A 22,153-nucleotide genomic window follows, 5' to 3' on the forward strand; every position below is an offset into this window, starting at 1 on the left:
AGTGTCATTGCTGCCCGAACCAAAGCCATGCAGAGCCTACTTTGCATGGCTTTTTTGTTGGGCTTCTTTCTATGAGCTGTAGAAAAAAACTTGGAAATTGAAAAAAGTATTCTTAGCTAGTTTATACCCAAGTAACCTCGAGATGTTAGGTTCAGCGAGAATGGCTTGGTTTGTAGACGCGGCGGCGATTTAAAGGTCTAGTGGGTCTAAATCAAGAATCGACAACAAAGTATACAAACCAAGACAGCTCGCCCTTCGGGAGCGTGTCATTGACTCGGTTTCTGTGTCAAACAACTTGGAAAGAGCTGACTATTACGCTGCGTTGTTTTCCTTGACCCCGAATCAATGACAACGCTCTGAATCCTGCATCTTGAAGTCACTTGGGTATAAGAGTCATTTACAAGGAGGAGCGACATGTACCGTTATGTCAGTTCGCCAAAAGCATCGAAGTACATAGTGCCACCACCACAGCATCGAGAGTTGTCGAGTATCGATGTGCCGGAGTCAGAGCTTGAGATGCGTGAAATTCTGAACAATTGGTTTGCTGATGGATTGGCGCCCATCATTCAGAATGAAGACAATTACATCTCTGCTAATGAGCAACAGCGCTTTGAGCAGCTCAGCCGTACGGTGGGCGTGCTACTGCGTAATAAAGATTACTACTTTGCCACCAAGCGGATTCTCTCGTTGTGGGAGCAAGACTGCTTAGAAACCACTTACGTTAATTATCTGATTTTACGTAGTGAGCGCATACCATACTTCGAATAAGTCCCATTTCTTGGCTTGAAATAGTGGTTTACATGGTTTTCTTAGTAACTTTTGATACCCGTATTTAACATTTTTGTAAACATCGTTATATTTAAGGCTCATCGTTGTCAGGAGTTTATGGATGAACCTTACGATATCAGGGAAGTTGCAGCTCAGTTTTGTGCTGCTAGCCGTACTTTTTATGGCATCAGCGGTATTCACGTATCGCAACGTCACTACCGTAGAGCAATACGCCTCTTCGTTACTTAAATCCGATTTACCGACCGTCGACACCAGTCGCGGTATCCAACAGTCCGTTCAAGCGTCGCTGTCCTCGATTCGAGCCTACATGTTGCTAGGTGGCGATGAAGAGGCGAGTGCACGTCTGAGTTAGGACGTACGCAATATCATGGCATCTACAGACGAGTCACTTCCGACGTTGCAGGCGTTGATCTCTGAACAGGATTTTCAAGCGATCCAAAGCCAGTGGGACGCGGTAAAAGTCTCTTTGAACAAGCTGATTGAACTTAGCCACAGTGATGAGAACTTACCCGCACACAACCTCTTTATTAACGAAGCGGCACCCATTGCAGAAGTGGCACTTGACCAGCTTCAAAGCTTAATCAATGAAGAGTCGGGAAATCCATTTGGTGGAGACAGAAAGCGTTTGTTTAAAGTCTACGCCGACAGTTATACCTCCCTTGCCAATGCACTGTCTGCTTTGCGAGATTTCCTGTTGTACGGGCAGCAAGAGCATTTGGACAAATACCACGACTTGATTAAGTACCACAATCAGTCCGTGGCGGAAATCGACAGCAAACTCGACAGACTTACCGATAACGACCAATCACTGTGGTCACTGTTTAAAGAAATGCAGCAACTGTACTTTCCTTTAGCAGAGCAGGTGATTGCATTGCGTCAATCGCCAGAATGGAACGAATCAAACTTGTTAATGGCGAATGAACTGTTGCCAGCAGCGGATGCACTAGACCAAAGTTTAGAAACGATTGTATTGGCTCAGCAAAGTCGTGCTGATCAAAGTGGACAGGGTATTAATCAGTCGATCAAGAACGTACTGACCACTATGTTGATTGCAGCAGCATTAGTTTTGTTTGCCGCAGTAGCGATTTCAAAATACATGGGCAACACCATTGGTCGCCGAGTGAAAAACTTATCGGAGCGTGCAAAGACGATCGCTTCAGGAGACGTTTCTCAGCCTCCGCTCACTGTTGTTGGGAAAGATGAATTGGCAGACCTTACCGATTCGATTAACCGCATGAACCAATCGTTAGCGAGCATCGTCGCAGGGGTGAGTGAGAAAGCGCACCAAGTGGATACCAGCATGGGGGCTTTGTTGGAATCGGCGCAAGTCACCTCATCGAATGTGGAACAGCAACAGACCAGCATTGTTGAAATGGGAAGGCAATTGGATGAAATCGCTTTAGCCGCGCGTAACACCCTAGATCAAGCCAACCAATCGGTGCAGAAGCTTTCTGATTCAAAAGGCGAGATTGAACAAGGTCGCGATGCACTAGAGCAAAACAAAGTCACCATGGAAAGCTTACATGGCAGCATTGAAACCGCGAGCACGCAAGTGACGCAGTTAAGCAAAGAGAGCGAAGCCATTGGTCGAGTTACAGAGGTGATTGAAGGCTTAGCAGAACAAACTAACTTACTGGCATTGAATGCCGCGATAGAAGCAGCGCGCGCAGGTGACCAAGGGCGAGGCTTTGCGGTTGTGGCGGACGAAGTACGTATGTTAGCGACTCGCACTACTCAATCGACGACAGAAATAAACGGCATTATCAATGCGATTCAACGCTCGACCAATTCGGTGGTTGAGGAGATTGAACACAGCCAATCACTTGCGGAGCAGGGCGCTGAGCACATTGAAAAAGCGGTAACTCGTTTGCTTGTCACTACTGAACAAATTGGTTCTTTGAATGAACAAATGGCAGAACTTGCGGCAGCGGCAGAGCAGCAATCTCATGCGACCAACTCGATCACTGGATTGATGTCCGGTATTACTCAATCAGTGGATGAGGTTTCGAATAACAGCCAACGTTCATCAGAGACATCATTGCAAGTAAAAGAGCAAGTTACCGAGCTGAATCAACAGATGGCAACTTTTAAAACGGCGTAGATAAGGTTTACGTCTGTTCATCTACTTTTGAACGTTAACCAAATAGTAAAAAAGCCCCAATCCTTTTTACACAAAAAGGGTTGGGGCTTTTTGTTGGATGATACGCCGATATTCGTCTACTTGCTCATTGGATTTAGCTATTTAAATCATAGTTAAAACCAAATTTTCTTCACCGAGCTGGAGTCGTAATATGACTCCATCGGCAGCAAATACTGCAAAAGAATTTTTAAACTTTATACCAATCTCGGTAAGAGAATCGTTCATTACTACGGTTGGTATCATCCTTCTAGGAGCAAGATTATGAACAAACAAGTAAGCCTAATTGGTCTAGACAGCGAACAATCAGCACAACTAGCTCAACAGTTAAATCAACTGCTAGCGCATTACCAAGTGTTGTACATGAACTCTCGCGGTTACCACTGGAACATTAAAGGTGCGCAATTCTTCGAACTGCACGTAAAATTTGAAGAGATCTACACTGATCTACAAACAAAAATCGATGAGCTTGCAGAGCGTATTCTAACTTTAGGTCACACGCCAGCGCACGCATTCAGCAACTACTTGGAAGCAAGTGAAATTAAAGAACATCAAAACGCGACTTCTGGTGAGGAGTGTGTACAAGGTCTGGTTCAAGGCTTTAGCGTTCTACTTCTAAAACAGCGTGAGATTCTACAAAACGCGGGTGAAGCAGATGACGAAGGTACAGCGGCATTGATGGGTGACTACATCCGTGAGCAAGAAAAATTAATGTGGATGCTTAACGCTTACCTACAAGGCTAAGCAGCGCATCACCCAAGCAACCTTGGGAACGCATGAAACAATCGGGAATAAGTCATAAGGGGCACGTTGGTGCCCCTTTTTTTGTTTGCGTATTTTATATGTGTGCTTTATTTGCGTGGTAAGGATTCGAAACGGCTCAATAAATCACTGAGTTCATTAAGCGCCAACGAGGCTGAGTCATTGAAGGTTTCTTGATTCCCATGGTGCACAAGGCAAGAGGGCATCTGCGCGTTATACGCTGCCTGTAAGTCATAAAGGTAATCGCCGACATAAAGCACTTCATCCGGCATCAAACGCCACTCTTTCGCCAACACCTGCAAAGACAATGGGTCTGGCTTGGGCGGGAAGCATTCACGAGTGATGACTCGCTCCACAGAGATTTGGTTGTGCTCTAGTTTGCGCAGCGTGGCGATTTGGCAGTTGCGCGTCACGATAGCGGGTTTGATTTCATTTTGATGCAAGTGGGCGAGCAATTCATGGCAGCCAATCATTGGAGCAGACTGCTCAGCATCAGAAATCTCGTAATCAAATATCACGTTATGAGCGTGCTCTCGATGATGAGGGTGCTCAAGTGCGTCGACAAAATCCAATAGATCTTCACTCTGCGGACAACCTAACTGTTGTCGCAATTCGCCGAAGTTCATATCAGAACTCACCAAGGTGTTGTCTAAATCAAACACCACGGCTTTAATTTTATCGAGCTGTAAAGGGAATGGAATCATAATGACCTCGTACAACTTAACCGAACTATCGTTTTAAAAAAACAAAAGGTTATTGTTAAGTTTAGATTCTTCTGCTTAGATTGTACGAAAATAAATCACTAGTACGTCACAAATTAAATAGTCTTAACGATTTTAGTGTTTGATTACCTTTCCTCAAGACGAAAGATTTTGCCGCTGTCGGTAGAAAAGTAGATATAACCATCGGGGCTGATGGTTATATCTCTTACTCGCTCACCAAGATTCTCCATCAATCTTTTTGATTCGGTGAGCTTGCCATTCTCAATAGAAACCACGTTGATGTGCGCCAGCTTCAAGGCACCGGCGAGGATTTTTCCGTCCAACTCTGGGTATTTATCACCACGGTACAAAATCATATTACTGGGTGCGATAGAAGGGACGTATACCAGCTTGGGATCTTCCATTCCCGGTAACGACTTAGCTTCACCGACGTCCAACGGACCCCAATATTCTTTACCATGAGAGACTTTTGCCCAGCCGTAGTTCGCGCCTTTCTTGATTAGATTAATTTCATCGCCGCCGCGTGGTCCATGTTCAATAGACCACAGCTGTTTTGTTGCTTCGTCGTAAAACATACCTTGTGGGTTGCGGTGCCCGTAACTCCATATCTCAGGACGAGCTTGGGAAGGTTTGAATGGGTTGTCTTGCGGAACCGAACCATCAAGGTTAAGGCGCACAATACTACCAGCATGGGTTTGACTGTCTTGCCCATTATCACGTTCGCCACGGTCACCGATTGAGAAGTAAACTTTATCGTCTACAAATGAAATTCGACTGCCGTAGTGGCGACCCGTGTCGGTGATGGCATCAGCAACAAAGAGATCGTTCCAACCCACAAGTTGATTGTTTTGCAATTGCGCCGTCGCTAACGCCACCGTATTGCCTTTACTTGTGCGCTTGCTGTAGGTAAAGAAGAGTTGCGGGTTTTGCGTATCGGCATTCGGTGCGAGCGCAACATCCAATAAGCCGGCTTGTCCACTGGTGTTCACATCGGGGACGTTAAACAGCTTTTGAGGTTTGCCTGTGGTGATATCCAGCAACGAAACCGTACCGTTCTTTTGATTGACGATAACGCGTTGATTATCTAAGAACTCGATCCCCCAAGGGATCTGAAATCCACTCGCCACTTCGTTGGCGCGGTATTCGGCAGTGTTGGCAGAAAAGGATAAACAAGCGAGTAGGGTGGCAGCAATCGTTCTCATGGTTCCTTCCAATATGAATCGTGTTAATACTTAAAAGCTAACACTAAAAGACTATGTTTGGCAGAGATTCACTTGTATATGAATGTAAAAAATCCCCGATACGAGATCGGGGATTGAATTAAGGCTAGAGAATTGTTTATGTAGCGAGATTACATCGCTTCTTCGAAGATCTTAGAGATTTCTTCGTGAGTTGCTTGTTTAGGGTTAGTGAAACCACAAGCGTCTTTCAGTGCGTTGTCTGCTAGTGTTGGGATGTCTTCTAGTTTCGCACCAAGCTCTTTAATACCTGCTGGGATACCCACATCTTTCGCTAGAGTAACGATAGCGTCGATTGCTGCCGCTGCACCTTCTTCAGCAGACATGCCTTCTACGTTTACGCCCATTGCTTTTGCTACGTCACGTAGACGCTCAGGACATACTTGCGCGTTGTAACGCTGTACGTGAGGTAGAAGAATCGCGTTACAAACACCGTGTGGAAGGTCGTAGAAACCACCTAGCTGGTGTGCCATTGCGTGTACGTAACCTAGAGAAGCGTTGTTGAACGCCATACCCGCCATGAACTGTGCGTATGCCATTTGTTCACGAGCTTCTAGATCTTCACCGTTTTTCACTGCTGTGCGTAGGTAAGCTTGGATAAGCTCAATCGCTTTAATTGCTACCGCGTCAGTGATTGGTGTTGCCGCGATAGATACGTAAGCTTCAATCGCGTGAGTTAGGGCATCCATACCTGTTGCCGCAGTTAGCGAAGCAGGTTTAGCGAGCATTAGCTCTGGATCGTTTACCGAGATAAGCGGTGTTGTGTGCTTATCAACGATAGCCATCTTAATGTGACGCTCTTCGTCAGTGATGATGCAGAAACGCGTCATTTCAGATGCAGTACCCGCCGTCGTGTTGATCGCGATAAGTGGCATCATTGGTTTTGCAGATTGGTCTACGCCTTCGTAATCTGCGATTTTGCCGCCGTTAGAAGCAACAAGCGCGATACCTTTCGCACAGTCGTGTGGTGAACCGCCGCCTAGAGAGATAACGAAGTCACATTCGTTATCAGTAAGAAGTGCTAAGCCGTCGTTAACGTTGCTGATAGTTGGATTTGGTTGAGTGCCATCAAACACAACGGTTGCTACATCGCGCTCAGTGAGAAGGTCTTGAACTTGTTTGACTACACCGATTTGGTTAAGGATCTTATCCGTAACGATCAAACCTTTTTTAAAGCCTTGAGATTGGATGCTGTCTGCTGCGTCTTTCAAACAACCAGCGCCCATTAGGTTTACCGTAGGGATAAAAAATGCACTTGTCATATTGGATAGCTCCGTCGTTATTTTTAATAATCTTTCTTAATTTGCCATTTACTGTCGCACATTCGTTTCCAGATTGAAGTTGATCTAAAGCAAGTTTACCCACTTAGAGGTACTTGCAAGAGAAAAACTGTGACAGTGATCTTGTTGCACTGCGTATAAGTGCAACACTGATATAAAGTAGAACAAATATGAAACTATGGACGCAAACGATTGGCAGAAATTGACTTCTGACGCGGATATATCTCTAAATTCGACTAAAGTATAAAAAATCCCCATTAATAACTTAATTATCAATGGGGATAGGGAAGTGTTTTATAAGCTAACTACTAATAATTAAGCTATTTTAATCAGTTTTGATACTAACTTTTCGATACCTGAAGCCGCTTGAGAGATATTCTCTGCCAACATGTAAGCAGGGGTTGAAAGTACGAGGTGTTTTTCATCAAAAACGATGTCTTCGACAGGGCACGTGGTGTGTTCACCGCCCATTTGATTAAATGCTATTGAGACTGCCTCATCGTTGCCTACCGTTCCTTTCACGCTTTGCTCATAAATCATCGGAATAATGACAGGAGAAATACACAGATAGCCAGCTGGTTTTTTCGCATTAGCAAACGCGCGACAAGCTTGAGCTACGTGTGTGTTAATGGAGCACTCCGCACCCGAAACAGCGAAGTCGGTTAAGTTTTTCGCGGCACCAAACCCACCTGGAAGCAGTAGGGCATCGTATTCATCAACGTTAAGTTTGGCGACATCGTCAATATTTCCGCGTGCAATACGAGCTGATTCGATCAATACGTTACGTGTTTCATCCATTTCGTCACCAGTTAGGTGATTGATGACGTGGAGTTGGTCAATGTTAGGTGCAAAGCAGTGCCAAGTTGCACCTGCCTTCTCGATGGCGTAGAGCGCCAACACTGCTTCGTGGATCTCAGAACCGTCGTAAACGCCTGAACCACTTAAAATGACTGCGACTTTTTTCATGTTTGGATTCCTTTACTCTGAACGTTCCTTAGATTGCTCTTCGCTATCTAGACCATGCGTTTCCGAATGTGTTTTAACGTTTTCACTCTCGTTGTCATCTTCATCATAGTAGCGCACAACAAAGGGTGTAAGCATAACACTAGAGGGCAGAAAATGTTTCATATCGACTCCAACGGCTTAATAGAATGATTTTTATACTGATTTTTATAAAACAGTACGTTGAACCTGATCATTTTTGAGTTAAGCTGACGTTTCCTTTGGCATTCGTGAGTGGTAGGTCACATGAAATCAGTGCAATTTCGTTTCACACTTTATGGTTGTATCGCGATTCTCTCTTGGAGTTGTCTGCTTGGCATCGCGAGGTTGGTTACGGAGAGTTTAGGTCCTGTAGGCGGGGCAGCCATGTTGTACTCTCTTAGCTCTGTTTTCCTTCTTATCGTGGTCGGTATTCCAAAGTTGTCTTACTTTTCTCCCAAGTATCTTGCGCTTGGTGGTGCGATGTTCGTCTGCTATGAAATATTTCTCGCTCTATCTTTGGGATATTCCAACTCGCGCGCGCAGGCAATTGAGGTGTCGATTGTCAACTACCTTTGGCCCGCACTGACGGTTTTATTTGCGGTCCTTGGCAGCAATAAAAAAACAAACTGGTTGCTTTATCCCGCAGTTACGCTGGCGTTTGTTGGGGTTGCTTGGACTGTGAGCGGTGAGAATGGCTTATCCATAACTCAGATCATGTCCAATGTTAGTAGTAACCCTCTGGTGTATTTTATGGCTTTCGCTGGCGCGGTTATATGGGCTTTTTATTGCAACTTAACCCAAAGGCAGCAATCTAAACATAATGCGATTACCCTGTTTTTCATTGCAACAGCTGTTTCGCTTTGGGGCAAATATGCGTTTACGGATGAGCCACCAATGACATTCAGTTGGGAAGCGATGGGGTACTTAGTGGCTTCTGCGGCTTTAATGGCTGGTGGTTATGGTTTATGGAACATCGCGATCGTTGGCGGCAATATGGTTTTTCTCGCCACCCTGTCTTACTTCACGCCCATTTTTTCCGCTTTGTTTTCTTCCATTATTCTTGGCGTAACTCTGAGCCATAGCTTTTGGCAGGGCGTTGTGATGGTAACGGTGGGCTCGCTGATGTGTTGGTTAGTCACCAAAGAGAAGCGCGAAGCGGCTGGGTAAGTTACCAACGAGATCAGAGAGTTTAAGTGAGCAACGAACAGATCTCCTTTGCGAGCTGTATTCGAATACGAAGCAACTAAATCGAAAAAATTAAAAAAGCTCCCGAGATTGGGAGCTTTTTATTGAGTTTTAACGGCTCTTTGGTGGCACTCTAATAAGCGACGTTCAAGTGTAGTTGAAGCTTGAATCTGTGCTTCGACAGTCGCTTGATAAGCTGCTTACGAGTGTGCTCTAGTGTATCAAGCTCCAATGTGTCGTCATCAATATGTACATCCACATTTACTCGTAGCTCTTGGCCCACCTTCGTTACGCCAGCCAGTTTCAATTGATGCTCAGTTACTTTTTCAATCTCAAGAACATCTTTGCCAACGCTCTGACACAGCTCTTTGCTTGGTGCCATCATTAGTAGTTCACGTAAGGCACCTACTAGCATATCGAACGGTACTTTGAGGAAGTAAAAGCCCATTAAAACCATCATCATGGGGTCGGCATATACCGCATACTCAGAGAATGGCGTTAGTGAAACAGCCCAAGCCGAGATAAATCCTACGGTCACCGCCACACTCAACAAAGTATCCATTTGCCACTGTTTTTTCTCCGCTTCAATCAAGCCTGATGAGAAGCGGCGGCTGCGTTTCGCCATAAACCACCAAGCGTAACCACAACCGATAACATTCACGATGCCGAATAAGGTCGCAATAGAAGCATCGACCTCGCGACCTCCAGACATCAATGCTGATATCGCAGAGTAGAGAGAGAAGCTTACAACCACTAAAATGACGGCTGCTTTTATCGCAATAACGATTGGTTCTAAGACCGCTTTTCCAAATGGGAATACAGATTTTGAAGGCTTGTTAATATAGTAAGAAGCGGCCAGTGACAATAAAGTTAACAGTAAGCTGACCAAAGAGTAAACACCGTCAAACACGATGACAATTGATCCTACAAGCAAGCCAAGTACCATACCACCAGCAGCGAACCCAGATGCCAAAAGGGCTGAAATGGTTAGAATACGGTTTTCGTTTTTGCTTGTCCTGTCACACATAAAAGATGCCTTTGAATTTTAATACCTTACTATTCTTCGCTCATAAGGTAATTTAGGCAACCACAAAGTGACCAGTAACTAATCTAAAAAATTGCGTTTTTATTTATATTCCTATAAAACAATGGCTTACTGTGATTTTTTGGTGTCAGTAAAATTGACGCTCACTGATAAAATGTTTAGAAGTCAAATAAATACTCGCTCAATTTATCTGCTAACCACGTCATTGCTGGATGCTCAGTATGGCCGTTAGGTGAAAACATACAGTAGTCTTCTTGCGTCAATCCGTATGTGTGTTTGATAACGGCGAGCTTCTGCTGACGAAGGTAATGGCGGATTAATGGTTCTGGAAGCACGCCCCAAGCGTCTTCTTCTAAGATGGTGTTCAGCATGTAGTCAAAACTCGAAAAACCAATATATCGAGTCGAGAAAGGTTGCAGTTCAGGGTTGTCTTTCTCATTTAGGTACACCATTAGTGCTTGCATCTGACTACGTAGATCTTCGTCTGAGACACGGCGCATCTTACTTAGGCGGTGTTCTACACTGCATACTGACATCATACGTATCTTGCCTAATGGGTTATATACGATACGAGGATCGTCTACTCGCTCATAATCAACGCCGAAAGCAAAATCTACTTGGTGGGTACTGACCAAGTTGGCTAAGTCGCCACTGGATGCCAAGATTAAGTTGAAGGTTGTTGAAGGAAAGCGGTTATTCAATGTATGAGATAATTCTTGCCAGAGATCATCAGGTAAGGAGTCGTCACGTGCTACCCAAACTTCCGCGTTAAACCCTTCCGAGATTTGAGCGCAGGTCTTTCTGACCCGTTGTGCGATGATAAGTAGGTGTTCGCAATCTTTGTAAATGGCTTTCCCAGCTTCAGAGAGGGTGAGCTGGTTGCCAGTTCGGTTAAACAATTCAACGTCGAGATCTTTCTCTAATGCCTTAATCGACATACTGAGTTTGGTACGATTGCAGTCGAGTTGCCTTGCCGCTTCAGAAACAGAACCACACTCAGCGATGGTGCAGAAGGCTTCTACTTGAGTTAAGTTCATGATTTGACACAACCAATAAATGAATTCAAATAATTTGGGTATTATGCAGATGCGCTCCCAAAGCCATGAAAGATTATCGAAAAAAACGCGAATCCGCCAGATAAGTCTATGGTCTTTTAACGGTTTTGCGGTAATCTATGTGGGTTACAAAAAGTGAACATGGAGGCCACGATGGCACAAGATTGGGACGGCTTAGCAAAAAACTGGGAATCAAATCCAGCAACAGAGCAATTTGCGCAGTCGGTGTTTGAGCAGTTACAACAGCTAACTCAGCTTGATGGCATTAAAGTACTAGATTTTGGATGCGGAACAGGGCAGTTAAGTCAACGATTGTCACCGATGGTTAAAGACATCGTAGCATTAGACGCATCGGAAGCCATGATTGAGGAACTCGATAAAAAAGAGCTCGTCAACGTAGAACCTTTGGTAGATGCATTATCTCGCGGCTTGGTCGCTCAGCATCCGGCCTTTCGTGGACAGTTCGACTTGGTGGTTGCATCATCAGTTTTAGCGTTTGTGGAAGACTTAGACGCGTCATTAACGATCTCGCATTCTCTACTTAACCACGGCGGCTATTTTGTTCATTTTGATTGGATTGCAGAATGTGAACAAGACGGTTTTACCCTTGCGAAGTCTGAGCGTGCACTGAAAGAAGCGGGTTTTACTGAAGTTGAATCGCAACACGTTTTTGACATTACATCTGATGGTAAAACAATGTCGGTATTAATGGGGCTTGGTCGTCGCTAATACCGCTGAATAAAGAACAAAAAATGACAAAAGCGAGCTAACAAGCTCGCTTTTTTCTTATCTGCTGAGGATATATGTAACTTCACTTGCTCTAAACAAGCGTCGTGGTGCAGGCAAGGACATACTCGAACAACTTAGTCTTCGGAGGTTATTTTGAGACGACTATCCTGCGTATCTCCTCCAGCACTTCAGGGTTGGCTATTGCGCCTAAATTTTCGACGCTTCGGTTGTTAACGACTTGCTTAACGGCTAACTCGACCAGCTTTCCTGAGCGTGTCTTAGGTATATCGCTTATTGCGTAAATTGCACTAGGTACATGCCTTGGAGAACATGCAGACTTTAGCTGTGCTTTGATGGAAGCGATCATCTCGTCATTGAGCTCTACCCCTTTGACTAATTGGACAAACAGCCATATTTGTTCGTTGCGATCGACTTCTTTTCCTACTGCGATCGAATCTAGAATACCGTCTATACAGTTCACTTGCTGATAGATTTCGGCCGTGCCGATTCTTACGCCACCAGGATTCAACGTGGTATCACTTCGACCATAAAATACGTATCCCCCAACGCGGGTCTGTTCAACATCATCGCCGTGGTGCCAAATATTGTCGAATTTATCCCAATAAGCACGATGATATCTCTCACCGGTGTCGTTCCAAAAGCCAGCAGGGAAGTTGGGTAATGAATTGGCACAAACCAACTCACCGCGCGCTCCCATTACGCTATTACCTTGTGGGTTAAAGACTCGGACATCGACCCCTAACCCTGCTGATTGGCACTCTCCCCGATAAACGGGAGAAATAGGGTTGCCCAATACAAAGCAGCCACAAATGTCTGTTCCGCCAGAAATCGAGGCGAGGTGTACATCTTCTTTAATGCGCTGATAGACATAATCAAACTGTTCTGGATACAGAACAGAGCCAGTCGAACAAATGGTTTTCAGACTTGAAAATGCATCACTTTTCTGCGGAGAAAAAGATGCTTTTTCCAGCGCCTCTAGGTATTTTGCTGAGGTTCCAAATAGCGTCACTTCGGCTTGTTCTGCGAGGTCCCAGAGCACATTATGAGTGGGGTAAACAGGGCTACCATCAAAAATCACCAAACATGCACCGCTCGCGAGTGAAGAAACGTGCCAGTTCCACATCATCCAGCCGCAGGTTGTGTAGTAAAACACTCGGTCGTTCGGTTGAATATCGCAATGCAGTTGATGCTCTTTCAAGTGATTAAGCACCGTTCCGCCGACGGAATGAACGATGCATTTCGGTTTGCCTGTTGTGCCTGAAGAATAGAGCACAAATAGCGGATCGTTAAAATTCACACGAGTAAAAGTCAGCGCTTCGGGTGTGTATTGATTCAAGACGTTTTGCCAATCTTGGGTGCAGACATCGCATTCAAAAATGTGTGGTTTAAGGTAGCTAATTTGGCAAACTTGTTTAAGACCATCAAGATGATCCGCAATATGCTGGTTTTTCTCAGACATATCGAAAGTTTTGCCATTGAATGTATAGCCATCACAAGTAAACAGGATTTTGGGTTTCACTTGACCAAAGCGCTCCAAAACGCTTTCGACGCCAAAATCAGGTGAGGTGGAAGTCCAGGTCGCCCCTAAACTGGTGGTTGCTAGCATAGCTATCACCGTTTGAGGTAGGTGAGGTAAATAACCAGCGACGACATCACCTTGCTTAATTCCACATTCTTTCAACCATTGCTGCACACTCGAAACTTCTTCGCACAATTGTTTCCAGGTGTAGGTCTGTTTTTCTTCACGTTCATTTTCAAACCAAATCGCGAGATCATCGGGTTGGTGACACGCGTAGGTTAGCAAATTTTCGGCGTAGTTAATTTGCGCGTTTGGGAACCATTTTATATCCCTATTTTCAACAGGCTGCTGCCAGCGACTTTCTGATCGCTCTTTTATGGTCTCTCCCGGAGTGCCAATGACGTCGCAGAATAGCCAAACTTCCTGCCAAAATTTTTCTACATGATCGAGTGACCATTGATGCAGATCAGCGAAGCTTTCAAGGGTATTTCCTTGTCGATTAATGTGTTCAATAAACTGTGTAATGTTGGCTTCTTCGATACGACTTTCGCTCGGTTGCCATACTTTGCTGCTCTCGCGCATAGGTCCCTCTATAACAAAGTGATAACAGGTTTTAGTTTGAGAGGAATACACGATAAAGTCAAACAAGCCAGATATTATATCGTGTCATAAAAATCATGCAGTTACGATGCATTGTAAACAATATGTTACATCGGGGTAGTGCTGAGAAAATCGCGCAGGGATTGGAAGCTCTTAAGACTACAGATAGGCTTAATGTAAAGGATTTGTTAATGGAGATGAGCCATGACCCAGTATCGTTCTAAACCCGTAAACCAGGAAGGCAGGGTTGAATGGAGCCGTGAAGAAGACGCCATTTGGCGAGATTTGGTAACACGACAAATGGGTGTGATCCAAAACAGAGCTTGTGAGGCTTATTTACACGGTTTGACGCTGCTTGATTTACCTCAAGACCGCGTTCCTCAGTTACCAGAAATTAATCGTGTCTTGATGGAGACAACAGGTTGGCAAGTGGAGCCCGTTCCCGCGCTTATTGATTTCGACCGATTTTTTAATCTACTCGGTAATAAGCGCTTTCCAGTCGCCACATTCTTGCGTACAAGAGATGAGTTCGATTACTTACAGGAGCCAGATTTCTTCCACGAAATATTTGGTCATTGCGCGATGTTAACCAACCCAGACTTTGCTGCATTTACCGAGCATTATGGTCAACTAGGGCAAGCCGCTACCCCAAAACAAAGAGCCTATCTCGCTCGCCTCTACTGGTTTACCGTAGAGTTTGGCTTAGTGAAAGAAGGGGACAAAACCAAAATTTACGGTGGTGGTATTCTTTCATCTCCTGGCGAAACCCTCTACGCATTAGAGAGTGATGCAGCAATTCGCGACCCATTTGAATTACAAACTGTGCTGAGAACGCCTTATCGTATCGACATCATGCAACCGAAGTACTACGTGATTGACGACTTTTCTCAACTTTTTAAAATCAGTCAGTTAAATTTATTGAAACAAGCCGATCTAGCGATTGAAGCTGGACTGCTTCCTCCACTTTTTGAACCAAAGGAACCTGCTCATGTTGAATGAACAAAAATGCGAAGCTTGTAGTATCGATGCCATTGCACTAAGCAAAGAAGAACAACAGTCTCTGCTTCTGCAATTGTCTGATTGGCAGATCATTGAAAGAGAAGATATACCTCAACTAGAAAAGGTGTATAAATTTAAGAACTTCAAACAAGCATGGGCTTTCAGTAACAAAATCGCGGAACTGGCAGAAGATGAGTTCCACCATCCTTCTATTTTGTTGGAATGGGGTAAGGTTACCGTAACGTGGTGGAGTCACTCTATCAAAGGTCTGCATAAAAACGATTTTATCTGCGCATCAAAGTGTGACGCGCTAGCATCGGCAGAGTAGGACATTACCTCATACAAAAAAACGCCCGGCTTACGTCGGGCGTTTTGGTTCTAAATGACTTTTACATTACTTTATAGATTGATTCGGAAGACGGATGTCGTGCCCGATACCTCATTGCCAACGGCGATAAAATGACCACCATTACGGGTAAAGTAATTAATGGATTCTGGACCTAAATCACCTGCTTTTGGATTGTATGTGTCATTCATGCATTCGCCATCTTCGACTTCTGTACATACTGGCTGATTGTAATCACGGCGGCTTACGTAATGCATAAACTGCGCTTGTTTCGGGTCTGTGATGTCATAAATCATGATACCGCCTTGACGCTCCAAGCCGATAAACGCGTAATGACGACCGTTAATTTGTGCTACTTCAATCGCCTCTGGCTCAATACCTTTATCATCACTTCGGTCATCGCCACTATTATTGTTATCGTTGGTGCTGTTGAAGTTCTTGCCTTCATTCAGCAGCGCGATAGTCGCGAAATCGTCACCACTATCGAAGACCAACTTGCCGTTTTCATCCCAAATCGAGAATGAACGCGCGCCAAATGATTGAACATTCTCTTGTGCAGAAAGCGTTTGTTCCGGCTTAATCACTTTTAAACGCGCGAGTTGTTTGTTGTCTTTTAGTGCCTCTGCCAATGGGTGTTCTGCTGCTACTTTCAGCTTCTTACCGCGCACTTCATCAATATGGCTTAAACAGCTCCCTTGCTCAGATGTGTATTCATCTGTACCAAGGTAATCGTCTTCATCCCACATAAAGCCAGCTTTGTCGCACAGTTCTTGAGTGGTTGTGAATCCGTACTCACGCCCGTCGCCTTCATTTGCAGATACGATGTAAGTACTCCCATTCACTGAGTAGCTGTCGATAGTGTCAGGCATAAATAAGCCAACCAGTTGTGGGTAGCTTTTCAAGTTCCCAATGATTTTGTCTTTGTTGGATGCATCGAGTTTAGCGCCCGACCAAGACTTCTCACCTAAGCCAACAATTTTTTCTACCGATTTGCTCTCTGGATTGACGATTGCCATGGCGTTATTTTCTTGTAGCGCGACATAGATTTTACCGTTATCTGCAAAAGTGAGGTATTCAGGCTCTAGATCTTGTGCGACGGTGGCGTTTGGCCCCGAAATACGCACATTCATTGGGAGCTCTGCTTTTCGTGAACCATCAAATTCGTTAAAGCCAATTTGTGTCACTTCTGCTTGAGTAACACCAAGGCTCAGATCGATCAAAGTGATACTACCTTCAGGGTCAATGCTGTAATCGCTGTTTGGTTCTCCTTCATTAGCGGTTGCGATGTATCGGCCATCTTTTGAGAAGCCAACCATGTCTGGCAATGCGCCTGTTGGGAAAGTCGTGACTAATGACAAATCGTCGGAGCGGTACAAGCCAACAATACCATTCGCTTGTTTATTACTGTTTTCAATCGCAACTGCTACCAAACCATTGAATACAGCGACACTGTTTGCTGCGCCAATTTCAATGCCCGCTGCTTCGCCAGCGCTGTTGAGATCGATGAATGCGCTTTGCGTTGGTACGCCGTTGTCATCCATAGACATTACATCGACACGTTTTGCTTGAGCATTAACCACATAGAGCTTATCTGTACAAGCGTCATAACTGACGATTTCAGCTGCCGATGTGTCGAATGGAGCATCAGCAACGGATGTTCCGATAAACGTTAAACCTTGAATTGACGTTTCCCCAGTAACGGGGGCAGTGGTAGGTTTGCATTGTGTAGCGAATGAAGCCACGGTATCTTCGGGTTGTGATGAACACGCGATGGCAAGTGATGACAATGCGAGTACACCGATTGCCTTTAAAGGGGTGATCATGATATCTCCTTATCAATCCGATAGGTTGTCAATCAGCATGGGTTTTATGCTGCTGTCCATTTCCGCAACTGGAATGATAGAGCGCTGAATGACGTTTGATTTGGTAAGGCTCTGAATATATGTATGATTGATGACTCTTATATTGGCTTTTTATGAAACTAATGTGTCATCAATATGATGAAGTAGGGATAGAGGAATAATGGAATTAAAATCGTTTTTAGATTTATTGGCAGCGTCACCAGAGCAGGTCGAATTTGAAGCAACGATGGCGGTGATCGAAGATAACTATACGTTTGAGCCAACCGCTTTTGTAAATGGTGAGACACAAAACAATGCAGGCGAGAACAACGGTTCGTGTAAGATCTTCGCTTTCGGTTTGCTAAACAACCTAGACAAAGAAGCGACGCTAGCCTGCTTTGGCCGTTTTTATCGTGAAGATGTATTGCAGCATCCAGAGAACAGCGATCACCAGAATATTCGTAATTTTATGGTGACAGGGTGGGAAGGCATTAAGTTTGAAGCGTCCGCTTTAACCGCTAAATAAACACCAGTCAGAAAACGATGATCAGTAAGCCAGTCGTATTACGCGACTGGCTTTTTTTCTAGACATTTTCGGCACAAACACAGCTGGTTGGCGCTTGGCTTGGGTAAATCACGGGTTTCAATAGTAAAGCACCAGCATGTCTCTTTGCCTGCGGCGATATCACAATGGGCTTGAGTCCCGCACTCAGGACAACTGTGCGTTGAATCTTCTCCTGCGATTTGTTCGATAATCGCATCTCGTTGGAGATCGGTTTTGTCTTTCCATTGGATGATTTCATCCATCGTCCGGTGACAACCAGAGCATATTCCGGCGTTATTTTTACATGCTGCTCGACAAGGTGACTTCATTGCTTTCTCGTTCTCATTTTTTATGCCGCGTACTCTAGCACAAAGCGAGTCAAGGCCGCCAAAATAAACGTGACTGCGATTTGCTGGTGAGGAGGGAGAACCAGTGTTACCCTTGCACGAGTTACCTTAACTCTCTGTCACTTATGTTAGAAAAAGAAAACCTCATTAAACTCGCTAGAATGCAAATGCCATTTGGGAAATATGCAGGGCGAGTGTTAATCGACCTGCCTGAAGAATACTTACTGTGGTTTGATAAAAAGGGCTGGCCAAGCGGCGAGCTAGGGGATTTGCTCAAGCTATGTTTAGCGCTCAAAATTGAAGGCTTAGATAGTGTCGTGAAGCCTTTGAAGCGTATGTAACTAGCCACAGAAACTCCCACTCTTAATGAAAAGACTTATTATGAATTTTGATATCGATGCACTGAAACATCACCAATTGGTCGAAGATGGTAAACTAGAGGGATGCTACATTCATCAGCCAGCTCAAGGTAGCCAACACAATGACAAAGCTGTTTTGGCAGAGCGCCAAGCGTTGGAAAAGTTGGGATATAAGGTAATACAGGTTAAAGCTAAAGGCGGGACAACAACGTTTGCCGAGGCGATGCAAAAGCTTGCGAAGGAAACTGGTCACCTGCCTAAGGAGTAAGTGAGTGTAACCTGCCACAGCCTTACAAGTTCTCCCACCAGACTATTTTTTCATTCAAAAGAGCCAGACCGTTAGGCTGACTCTTTTTTGCCCCAAAAAAGAACTGGAATAAATACTCTACAAAATTTGGTTCGTACGTTTTACCCTACGAAAAGTTATCCGATTGAATGTAACTCAACACTATTGAGCCTTCATTGTGCTTGTTTGATTAGTCAAACTGCCTATTTAATTGGTTAAATCATCATGCAATCTTGTTGGGGATGATAAATCACTGAAAATATTGTTATTATCCTTTTTATTTATCAGTAAAACCGACTCCCATGAGATATGAATCCTCTCCTGTAGCCCCAGAAGAAAGACAAGAAACCACTAGAGAACGAGCAGCACGTCAACGCTGAGAACGTCAGGAAGAGCTGAGATCTACCGCGAGCGATGAGAAACGATGGGCTGAAAATAGAGAGCGCGTTCTTGCTGAACGCAAAGCGGTCCAACAAGCTTACGACCTAACAGAAAAAGAATGGAACGATGATTTACAAAAGCAAGCTAAAGAATATCAGTGGGACACCTCTCAACAAGAGAACGTGAGTATTGCGGTACTGACTGTTGAAGAAGGTAACGAGTATTTAGACTTGCTCATCAAAGACTCGCATGGACAACTTTCGAACGGCAAGGACTACACTGGCGTAGGCATGGGGCTTAAAGGCGCTTATGAGGTCGCTAAAGAGCTTGGCGGTTGGGGGCAACCGCTAAAGCTGTCAATATCAATGGTGTAATGAATATTGTGGTTGAGAACCACAAGCCTAAATATTTAGACCTAGGTATCCGTTGGCAAGAAGCAACACCACAAATGCTTAAAATTGGTCATGCTCTAAATACTGTTCAAGGCAATGTCAGTTTCTTGAAAGGCAACATCTATGTTGAACTTGTGTTTAGTGGTGCGGTTAATGCGGTTGACTACATTCTACATGATGAAAAAACGCTAGGTGAAGTGGTCGGCCAATTTACAGCGGATATATCTAAGGGCATTGCCGCAGGAGTTATCGCTCAAGGAATAACTATTCTGGGAGTCGCAACATTAAGTACGGTACTTGTTGTGCCAACCGCTCTAACACTTGGTATTTTCGCTGTTACTGCGTTTATTGTAGGAAAGGAAATATCTAAACTAGATGACCAATTTAAATTCACGGAACCGATGAAGAATCAAGTAGAGAAAACTATTAATGATTTCTAATGAAAAATTTAACCGAAGACTAAAGATAAAGCGTTGGCTTAAAGTGATGGCTAGTTGGCCTCTTATGGTTTTTATGGTGTGGTTGAGCTACAGCTCAATTAATGAGTTAATTAGCATTAACAACTCAATCGGTATCATTCCTAAAGTAAAACTAGCAGGTTTAGTGAACAATGTTGCTTCTTTTGTAGGCCTTCTAATATTTGGTTTTATAGCGATCATTCCCATAGCTATGCTACACAGGTCAACAGAACTATTACTAAAAGTACCATTTTCGACAAAAACAGGGCTATATTCTGTAGCGATAATAGTATTAAGTTCTATTGCCTCTGCCTTATGGTTAGATAACAACACGAGAGAAAAAATAAAGCAATATGACTATATTGAATGTACTTCTGAACAAGAACTTACATTAAAATCCTCAAGTCGGACGTATGTTTTAGACCCTAGTTCGTGCGATTAAATTATCTTTCAAGCTCTTGGCACAAGCACCCTGCTAGCGTATGTACATGTCATTCGCTAGCTCTCAATACTTGAAGTTATCCATTAGTTGCTAATATTCTATTTGTCGTAACGCATTTTTCGCCAATTATAAGCTATAGGGTTTTCTCAAGCTGTATTTTGCTTTACAGGAGTCAGAATGCCTGGCTCCTTTTCCCTTTGCTTGTCGCGAACGCTACCATCTTGGTCGTAGAGTATTGGTTATCGAAACCATTAACTCATGTTAGTGAAAGGAAGTTCCTGAACCCTATAGTGCTTCTTTCACCAATCTTCTGTTTGGGCCATTATCTCTAACATCCAGACGCGAAATAGCATAAGATACACGGCCTTTACTAGCACTGAGCCACTCTTTGTAATGACAGATAAAACACAGCAAGCGACATTTGCCGATCTTGGCCTGATTCCAACATTAGTCGAGCGACTAGAAGCGTTGGAATACAGCCAACCGACGCCCATTCAATCCCGTTCTATTCCTGATATCCTTGAAGGGAAAGATATTATTGGTGGTGCCAATACGGGGTCTGGTAAAACCGCTGCTTTTTCGCTGCCAATCTTGCAAAAAATTGTTCAGCAAGACGAATCAAACAATCGCCGTGGCAACTTCGTTTCCCACCTGATTTTAGTACCAACTCGTGAGTTGGCATCACAGGTGGCATATAACGTCAAATCTTACTCATACCATCTCAGAGATAAGATCAAAACGGTTGCCGTATTTGGTGGTGTATCGGTGAACCCACAAATGCTGGCGCTTCGTGGTGGCTGTGACATCATTGTTGCAACGCCGGGTCGATTACTTGATCTGGTATCCAGTAACGCGATTAAGTTGGACCAAGTAAAAACGCTTGTTCTTGACGAAGCCGACCGTATGTTGAGCCTCGGATTTACCGAAGAACTGAATAAGATTCTTGCGTTACTCCCAGAGAAGAAACAGACGCTGTTATTTTCTGCAACTTTCCCTGATAAAGTGACGACGTTGGCTCAGCAGTTGCTCCGCGACCCTGTTGAAGTTCAGTTGCAGAGCGCAGAAGCCAGCACTTTGGTGCAGCGCGTGTTTAGTGTAAATAAAGGTGAGAAGACGGCGGTACTCGCGCACTTAATCAAACAGCATCAGTGGCGACAGACTCTGATTTTTGTGAATGCTAAGAATGCCTGTAATCATTTAGCTCAAAAGTTGTCAAAACGCGGTATTACCGCTGAAGTTTTCCATGGTGATAAAGGGCAGGGCGCTCGTACTCGTGTCCTTGACGGTTTTAAGTCTGGCGAGATTCAAGTTCTTATTGCCACCGATATCGCAGCACGCGGCCTTGATATAGAAAAACTTCCAGTGGTGATTAACTTCGATCTTCCGCGTAGCCCTGCTGATTATATGCATCGAATCGGTCGTAGTGGTCGTGCTGGTGAAGTAGGTTTAGGGTTATCTCTTATCGATTACGACGACTACCACCATTTCAAAGTGATAGAAAAGAAAAATAAGTTCCAACTTGAACGCGAGCAGGTAGTCGGTTTTGAAGTGGAAGACGATCAGAGTGAAGCCTACTTTTTACCAATGAAGCCGCGAGCAAAGCCGGCAGGTACGGGTAAAAAGAAGAAAAAGCGTAATCAATAGAAAACGTAAACTACATGTGAGTTTACTTACGGGAGTTGTTAGAGAAAA

General features: G+C 44.3%; 21 protein-coding genes and 2 pseudogenes. 13 read left to right on the plus strand and 10 right to left on the minus strand.

The window, feature by feature from the left end; genetic code table 11:
* Nucleotides 1–414: 414 nt before the first annotated feature.
* The 3 genes and pseudogenes from R7Q41_RS03025 (at nucleotide 415) to R7Q41_RS03035 (ending at nucleotide 3,670) form a co-directional block, all read left to right on the plus strand.
* The gene (locus R7Q41_RS03025) at nucleotides 415–768 is read left to right on the plus strand and encodes a hypothetical protein (protein WP_005375589.1); all 354 of its coding nucleotides are present in this window, start codon (nucleotides 415–417) and stop codon (nucleotides 766–768) included.
* 121 nt (nucleotides 769–889) lie between these two features.
* A pseudogene (locus R7Q41_RS03030) lies at nucleotides 890–2,890 on the plus strand (methyl-accepting chemotaxis protein).
* Between the two features lie 300 nt (nucleotides 2,891–3,190).
* Nucleotides 3,191–3,670, plus strand: a complete 480-nt coding sequence (locus R7Q41_RS03035) for a Dps family protein (RefSeq protein WP_005388254.1) — start codon at nucleotides 3,191–3,193, stop codon at nucleotides 3,668–3,670.
* A gap of 107 nt (nucleotides 3,671–3,777) precedes the next feature.
* Here R7Q41_RS03035 and R7Q41_RS03040 read toward each other — a convergent pair whose 3' ends face one another.
* From R7Q41_RS03040 to R7Q41_RS03060, 5 genes are all read right to left on the minus strand, one after another.
* Complete coding sequence (locus R7Q41_RS03040) at nucleotides 3,778–4,392, minus strand: HAD-IA family hydrolase (RefSeq protein ID WP_318144348.1); 615 nt, start codon at nucleotides 4,390–4,392, stop codon at nucleotides 3,778–3,780.
* 143 nt (nucleotides 4,393–4,535) lie between these two features.
* Nucleotides 4,536–5,612: a PQQ-dependent sugar dehydrogenase gene (locus R7Q41_RS03045; protein ID WP_169628796.1), complete on the minus strand. Its 1,077-nt coding sequence runs from the start codon at nucleotides 5,610–5,612 to the stop codon at nucleotides 4,536–4,538.
* Nucleotides 5,613–5,761: 149 nt separating this feature from the next.
* A complete protein-coding gene (gene yiaY / locus R7Q41_RS03050; protein ID WP_005388247.1) occupies nucleotides 5,762–6,910 on the minus strand; it encodes an L-threonine dehydrogenase in 1,149 nt (382 codons plus the stop codon).
* 333 nt (nucleotides 6,911–7,243) lie between these two features.
* A complete protein-coding gene (gene elbB, locus R7Q41_RS03055; RefSeq protein WP_169628797.1) occupies nucleotides 7,244–7,894 on the minus strand; it encodes an isoprenoid biosynthesis glyoxalase ElbB in 651 nt (216 codons plus the stop codon).
* A 12-nt stretch (nucleotides 7,895–7,906) separates the two neighbouring features.
* Entirely contained in the window at nucleotides 7,907–8,056 is a 150-nt protein-coding gene (locus R7Q41_RS03060; protein WP_017634379.1) for a hypothetical protein, read from the minus strand.
* A gap of 120 nt (nucleotides 8,057–8,176) precedes the next feature.
* On the opposite strand from R7Q41_RS03060, the gene yddG reads away from it, so the two are divergent.
* Nucleotides 8,177–9,079: an aromatic amino acid DMT transporter YddG gene (yddG, locus tag R7Q41_RS03065; protein WP_318144349.1), complete on the plus strand. Its 903-nt coding sequence runs from the start codon at nucleotides 8,177–8,179 to the stop codon at nucleotides 9,077–9,079.
* A 151-nt stretch (nucleotides 9,080–9,230) separates the two neighbouring features.
* Here the strand turns inward: yddG and R7Q41_RS03070 are convergent, their stop codons facing one another.
* Both R7Q41_RS03070 and R7Q41_RS03075 read right to left on the minus strand, forming a co-directional pair.
* Nucleotides 9,231–10,124, minus strand: a complete 894-nt coding sequence (locus R7Q41_RS03070) for a cation diffusion facilitator family transporter (RefSeq protein WP_053303754.1) — start codon at nucleotides 10,122–10,124, stop codon at nucleotides 9,231–9,233.
* Between the two features lie 176 nt (nucleotides 10,125–10,300).
* Nucleotides 10,301–11,179, minus strand: coding sequence for a LysR family transcriptional regulator (locus R7Q41_RS03075; protein WP_005375568.1), 879 nt, complete (start codon nucleotides 11,177–11,179; stop codon nucleotides 10,301–10,303).
* 171 nt (nucleotides 11,180–11,350) lie between these two features.
* Between R7Q41_RS03075 and R7Q41_RS03080 the strand changes: the two genes are divergently transcribed.
* Nucleotides 11,351–11,926 (plus strand): class I SAM-dependent methyltransferase, encoded by a 576-nt coding sequence (locus R7Q41_RS03080; RefSeq protein WP_318144350.1) that lies wholly within the window; start codon nucleotides 11,351–11,353, stop codon nucleotides 11,924–11,926.
* A gap of 148 nt (nucleotides 11,927–12,074) precedes the next feature.
* Here the strand turns inward: R7Q41_RS03080 and R7Q41_RS03085 are convergent, their stop codons facing one another.
* Nucleotides 12,075–14,048, minus strand: a complete 1,974-nt coding sequence (locus tag R7Q41_RS03085) for an acetoacetate--CoA ligase (RefSeq protein WP_318144351.1) — start codon at nucleotides 14,046–14,048, stop codon at nucleotides 12,075–12,077.
* Between the two features lie 222 nt (nucleotides 14,049–14,270).
* Between R7Q41_RS03085 and phhA the strand changes: the two genes are divergently transcribed.
* Together phhA and R7Q41_RS03095 are read left to right on the plus strand one after the other, a co-directional pair.
* Nucleotides 14,271–15,065 carry a phenylalanine 4-monooxygenase gene (gene phhA, locus R7Q41_RS03090; protein WP_005375564.1) on the plus strand — a complete coding sequence of 265 codons (795 nt, stop codon included), beginning with the start codon at nucleotides 14,271–14,273 and terminating at the stop codon, nucleotides 15,063–15,065.
* Nucleotides 15,055–15,393, plus strand: coding sequence for a 4a-hydroxytetrahydrobiopterin dehydratase (locus tag R7Q41_RS03095; protein WP_005375563.1), 339 nt, complete (start codon nucleotides 15,055–15,057; stop codon nucleotides 15,391–15,393). Before phhA ends, R7Q41_RS03095 begins: the two co-directional genes overlap by 11 nt.
* A 71-nt stretch (nucleotides 15,394–15,464) precedes the next feature.
* Here the strand turns inward: R7Q41_RS03095 and R7Q41_RS03100 are convergent, their stop codons facing one another.
* Nucleotides 15,465–17,234 carry a choice-of-anchor I family protein gene (locus tag R7Q41_RS03100; RefSeq protein ID WP_318144352.1) on the minus strand — a complete coding sequence of 590 codons (1,770 nt, stop codon included), beginning with the start codon at nucleotides 17,232–17,234 and terminating at the stop codon, nucleotides 15,465–15,467.
* Nucleotides 17,235–17,433: 199 nt separating this feature from the next.
* On the opposite strand from R7Q41_RS03100, the gene R7Q41_RS03105 reads away from it, so the two are divergent.
* The gene (locus R7Q41_RS03105; protein WP_005375560.1) at nucleotides 17,434–17,778 is read left to right on the plus strand and encodes a HopJ type III effector protein; all 345 of its coding nucleotides are present in this window, start codon (nucleotides 17,434–17,436) and stop codon (nucleotides 17,776–17,778) included.
* Nucleotides 17,779–17,816: 38 nt separating this feature from the next.
* On the opposite strand, the gene R7Q41_RS03110 is transcribed toward R7Q41_RS03105, so the two are convergent.
* Nucleotides 17,817–18,125 carry a cysteine-rich CWC family protein gene (locus R7Q41_RS03110; RefSeq protein WP_080276966.1) on the minus strand — a complete coding sequence of 103 codons (309 nt, stop codon included), beginning with the start codon at nucleotides 18,123–18,125 and terminating at the stop codon, nucleotides 17,817–17,819.
* A 143-nt stretch (nucleotides 18,126–18,268) separates the two neighbouring features.
* Here R7Q41_RS03110 and R7Q41_RS03115 point away from each other — a divergent pair, with 143 nt between their 5' ends.
* The 5 genes and pseudogenes from R7Q41_RS03115 (at nucleotide 18,269) to R7Q41_RS03140 (ending at nucleotide 22,105) form a co-directional block, all read left to right on the plus strand.
* The gene (locus R7Q41_RS03115) at nucleotides 18,269–18,484 is read left to right on the plus strand and encodes a DUF3820 family protein (protein ID WP_005375557.1); all 216 of its coding nucleotides are present in this window, start codon (nucleotides 18,269–18,271) and stop codon (nucleotides 18,482–18,484) included.
* Nucleotides 18,485–18,524: 40 nt separating this feature from the next.
* Nucleotides 18,525–18,770, plus strand: a complete 246-nt coding sequence (locus tag R7Q41_RS03120; protein ID WP_005375556.1) for a hypothetical protein — start codon at nucleotides 18,525–18,527, stop codon at nucleotides 18,768–18,770.
* A 320-nt stretch (nucleotides 18,771–19,090) separates the two neighbouring features.
* Nucleotides 19,091–20,001 (plus strand): annotated as a pseudogene (locus tag R7Q41_RS24470) (hypothetical protein).
* A complete protein-coding gene (locus tag R7Q41_RS03135; RefSeq protein ID WP_149191575.1) occupies nucleotides 19,991–20,461 on the plus strand; it encodes a hypothetical protein in 471 nt (156 codons plus the stop codon). Before R7Q41_RS24470 ends, R7Q41_RS03135 begins: the two are co-directional and overlap by 11 nt.
* Before the next feature lie 393 nt (nucleotides 20,462–20,854).
* The gene (locus R7Q41_RS03140) at nucleotides 20,855–22,105 is read left to right on the plus strand and encodes a DEAD/DEAH box helicase (protein WP_005375545.1); all 1,251 of its coding nucleotides are present in this window, start codon (nucleotides 20,855–20,857) and stop codon (nucleotides 22,103–22,105) included.
* Nucleotides 22,106–22,153: the final 48 nt, after the last annotated feature.

Source organism: Vibrio sp. 2096 (assembly GCF_033339595.1).
GTDB lineage: Bacteria > Pseudomonadota > Gammaproteobacteria > Enterobacterales > Vibrionaceae > Vibrio > Vibrio alginolyticus.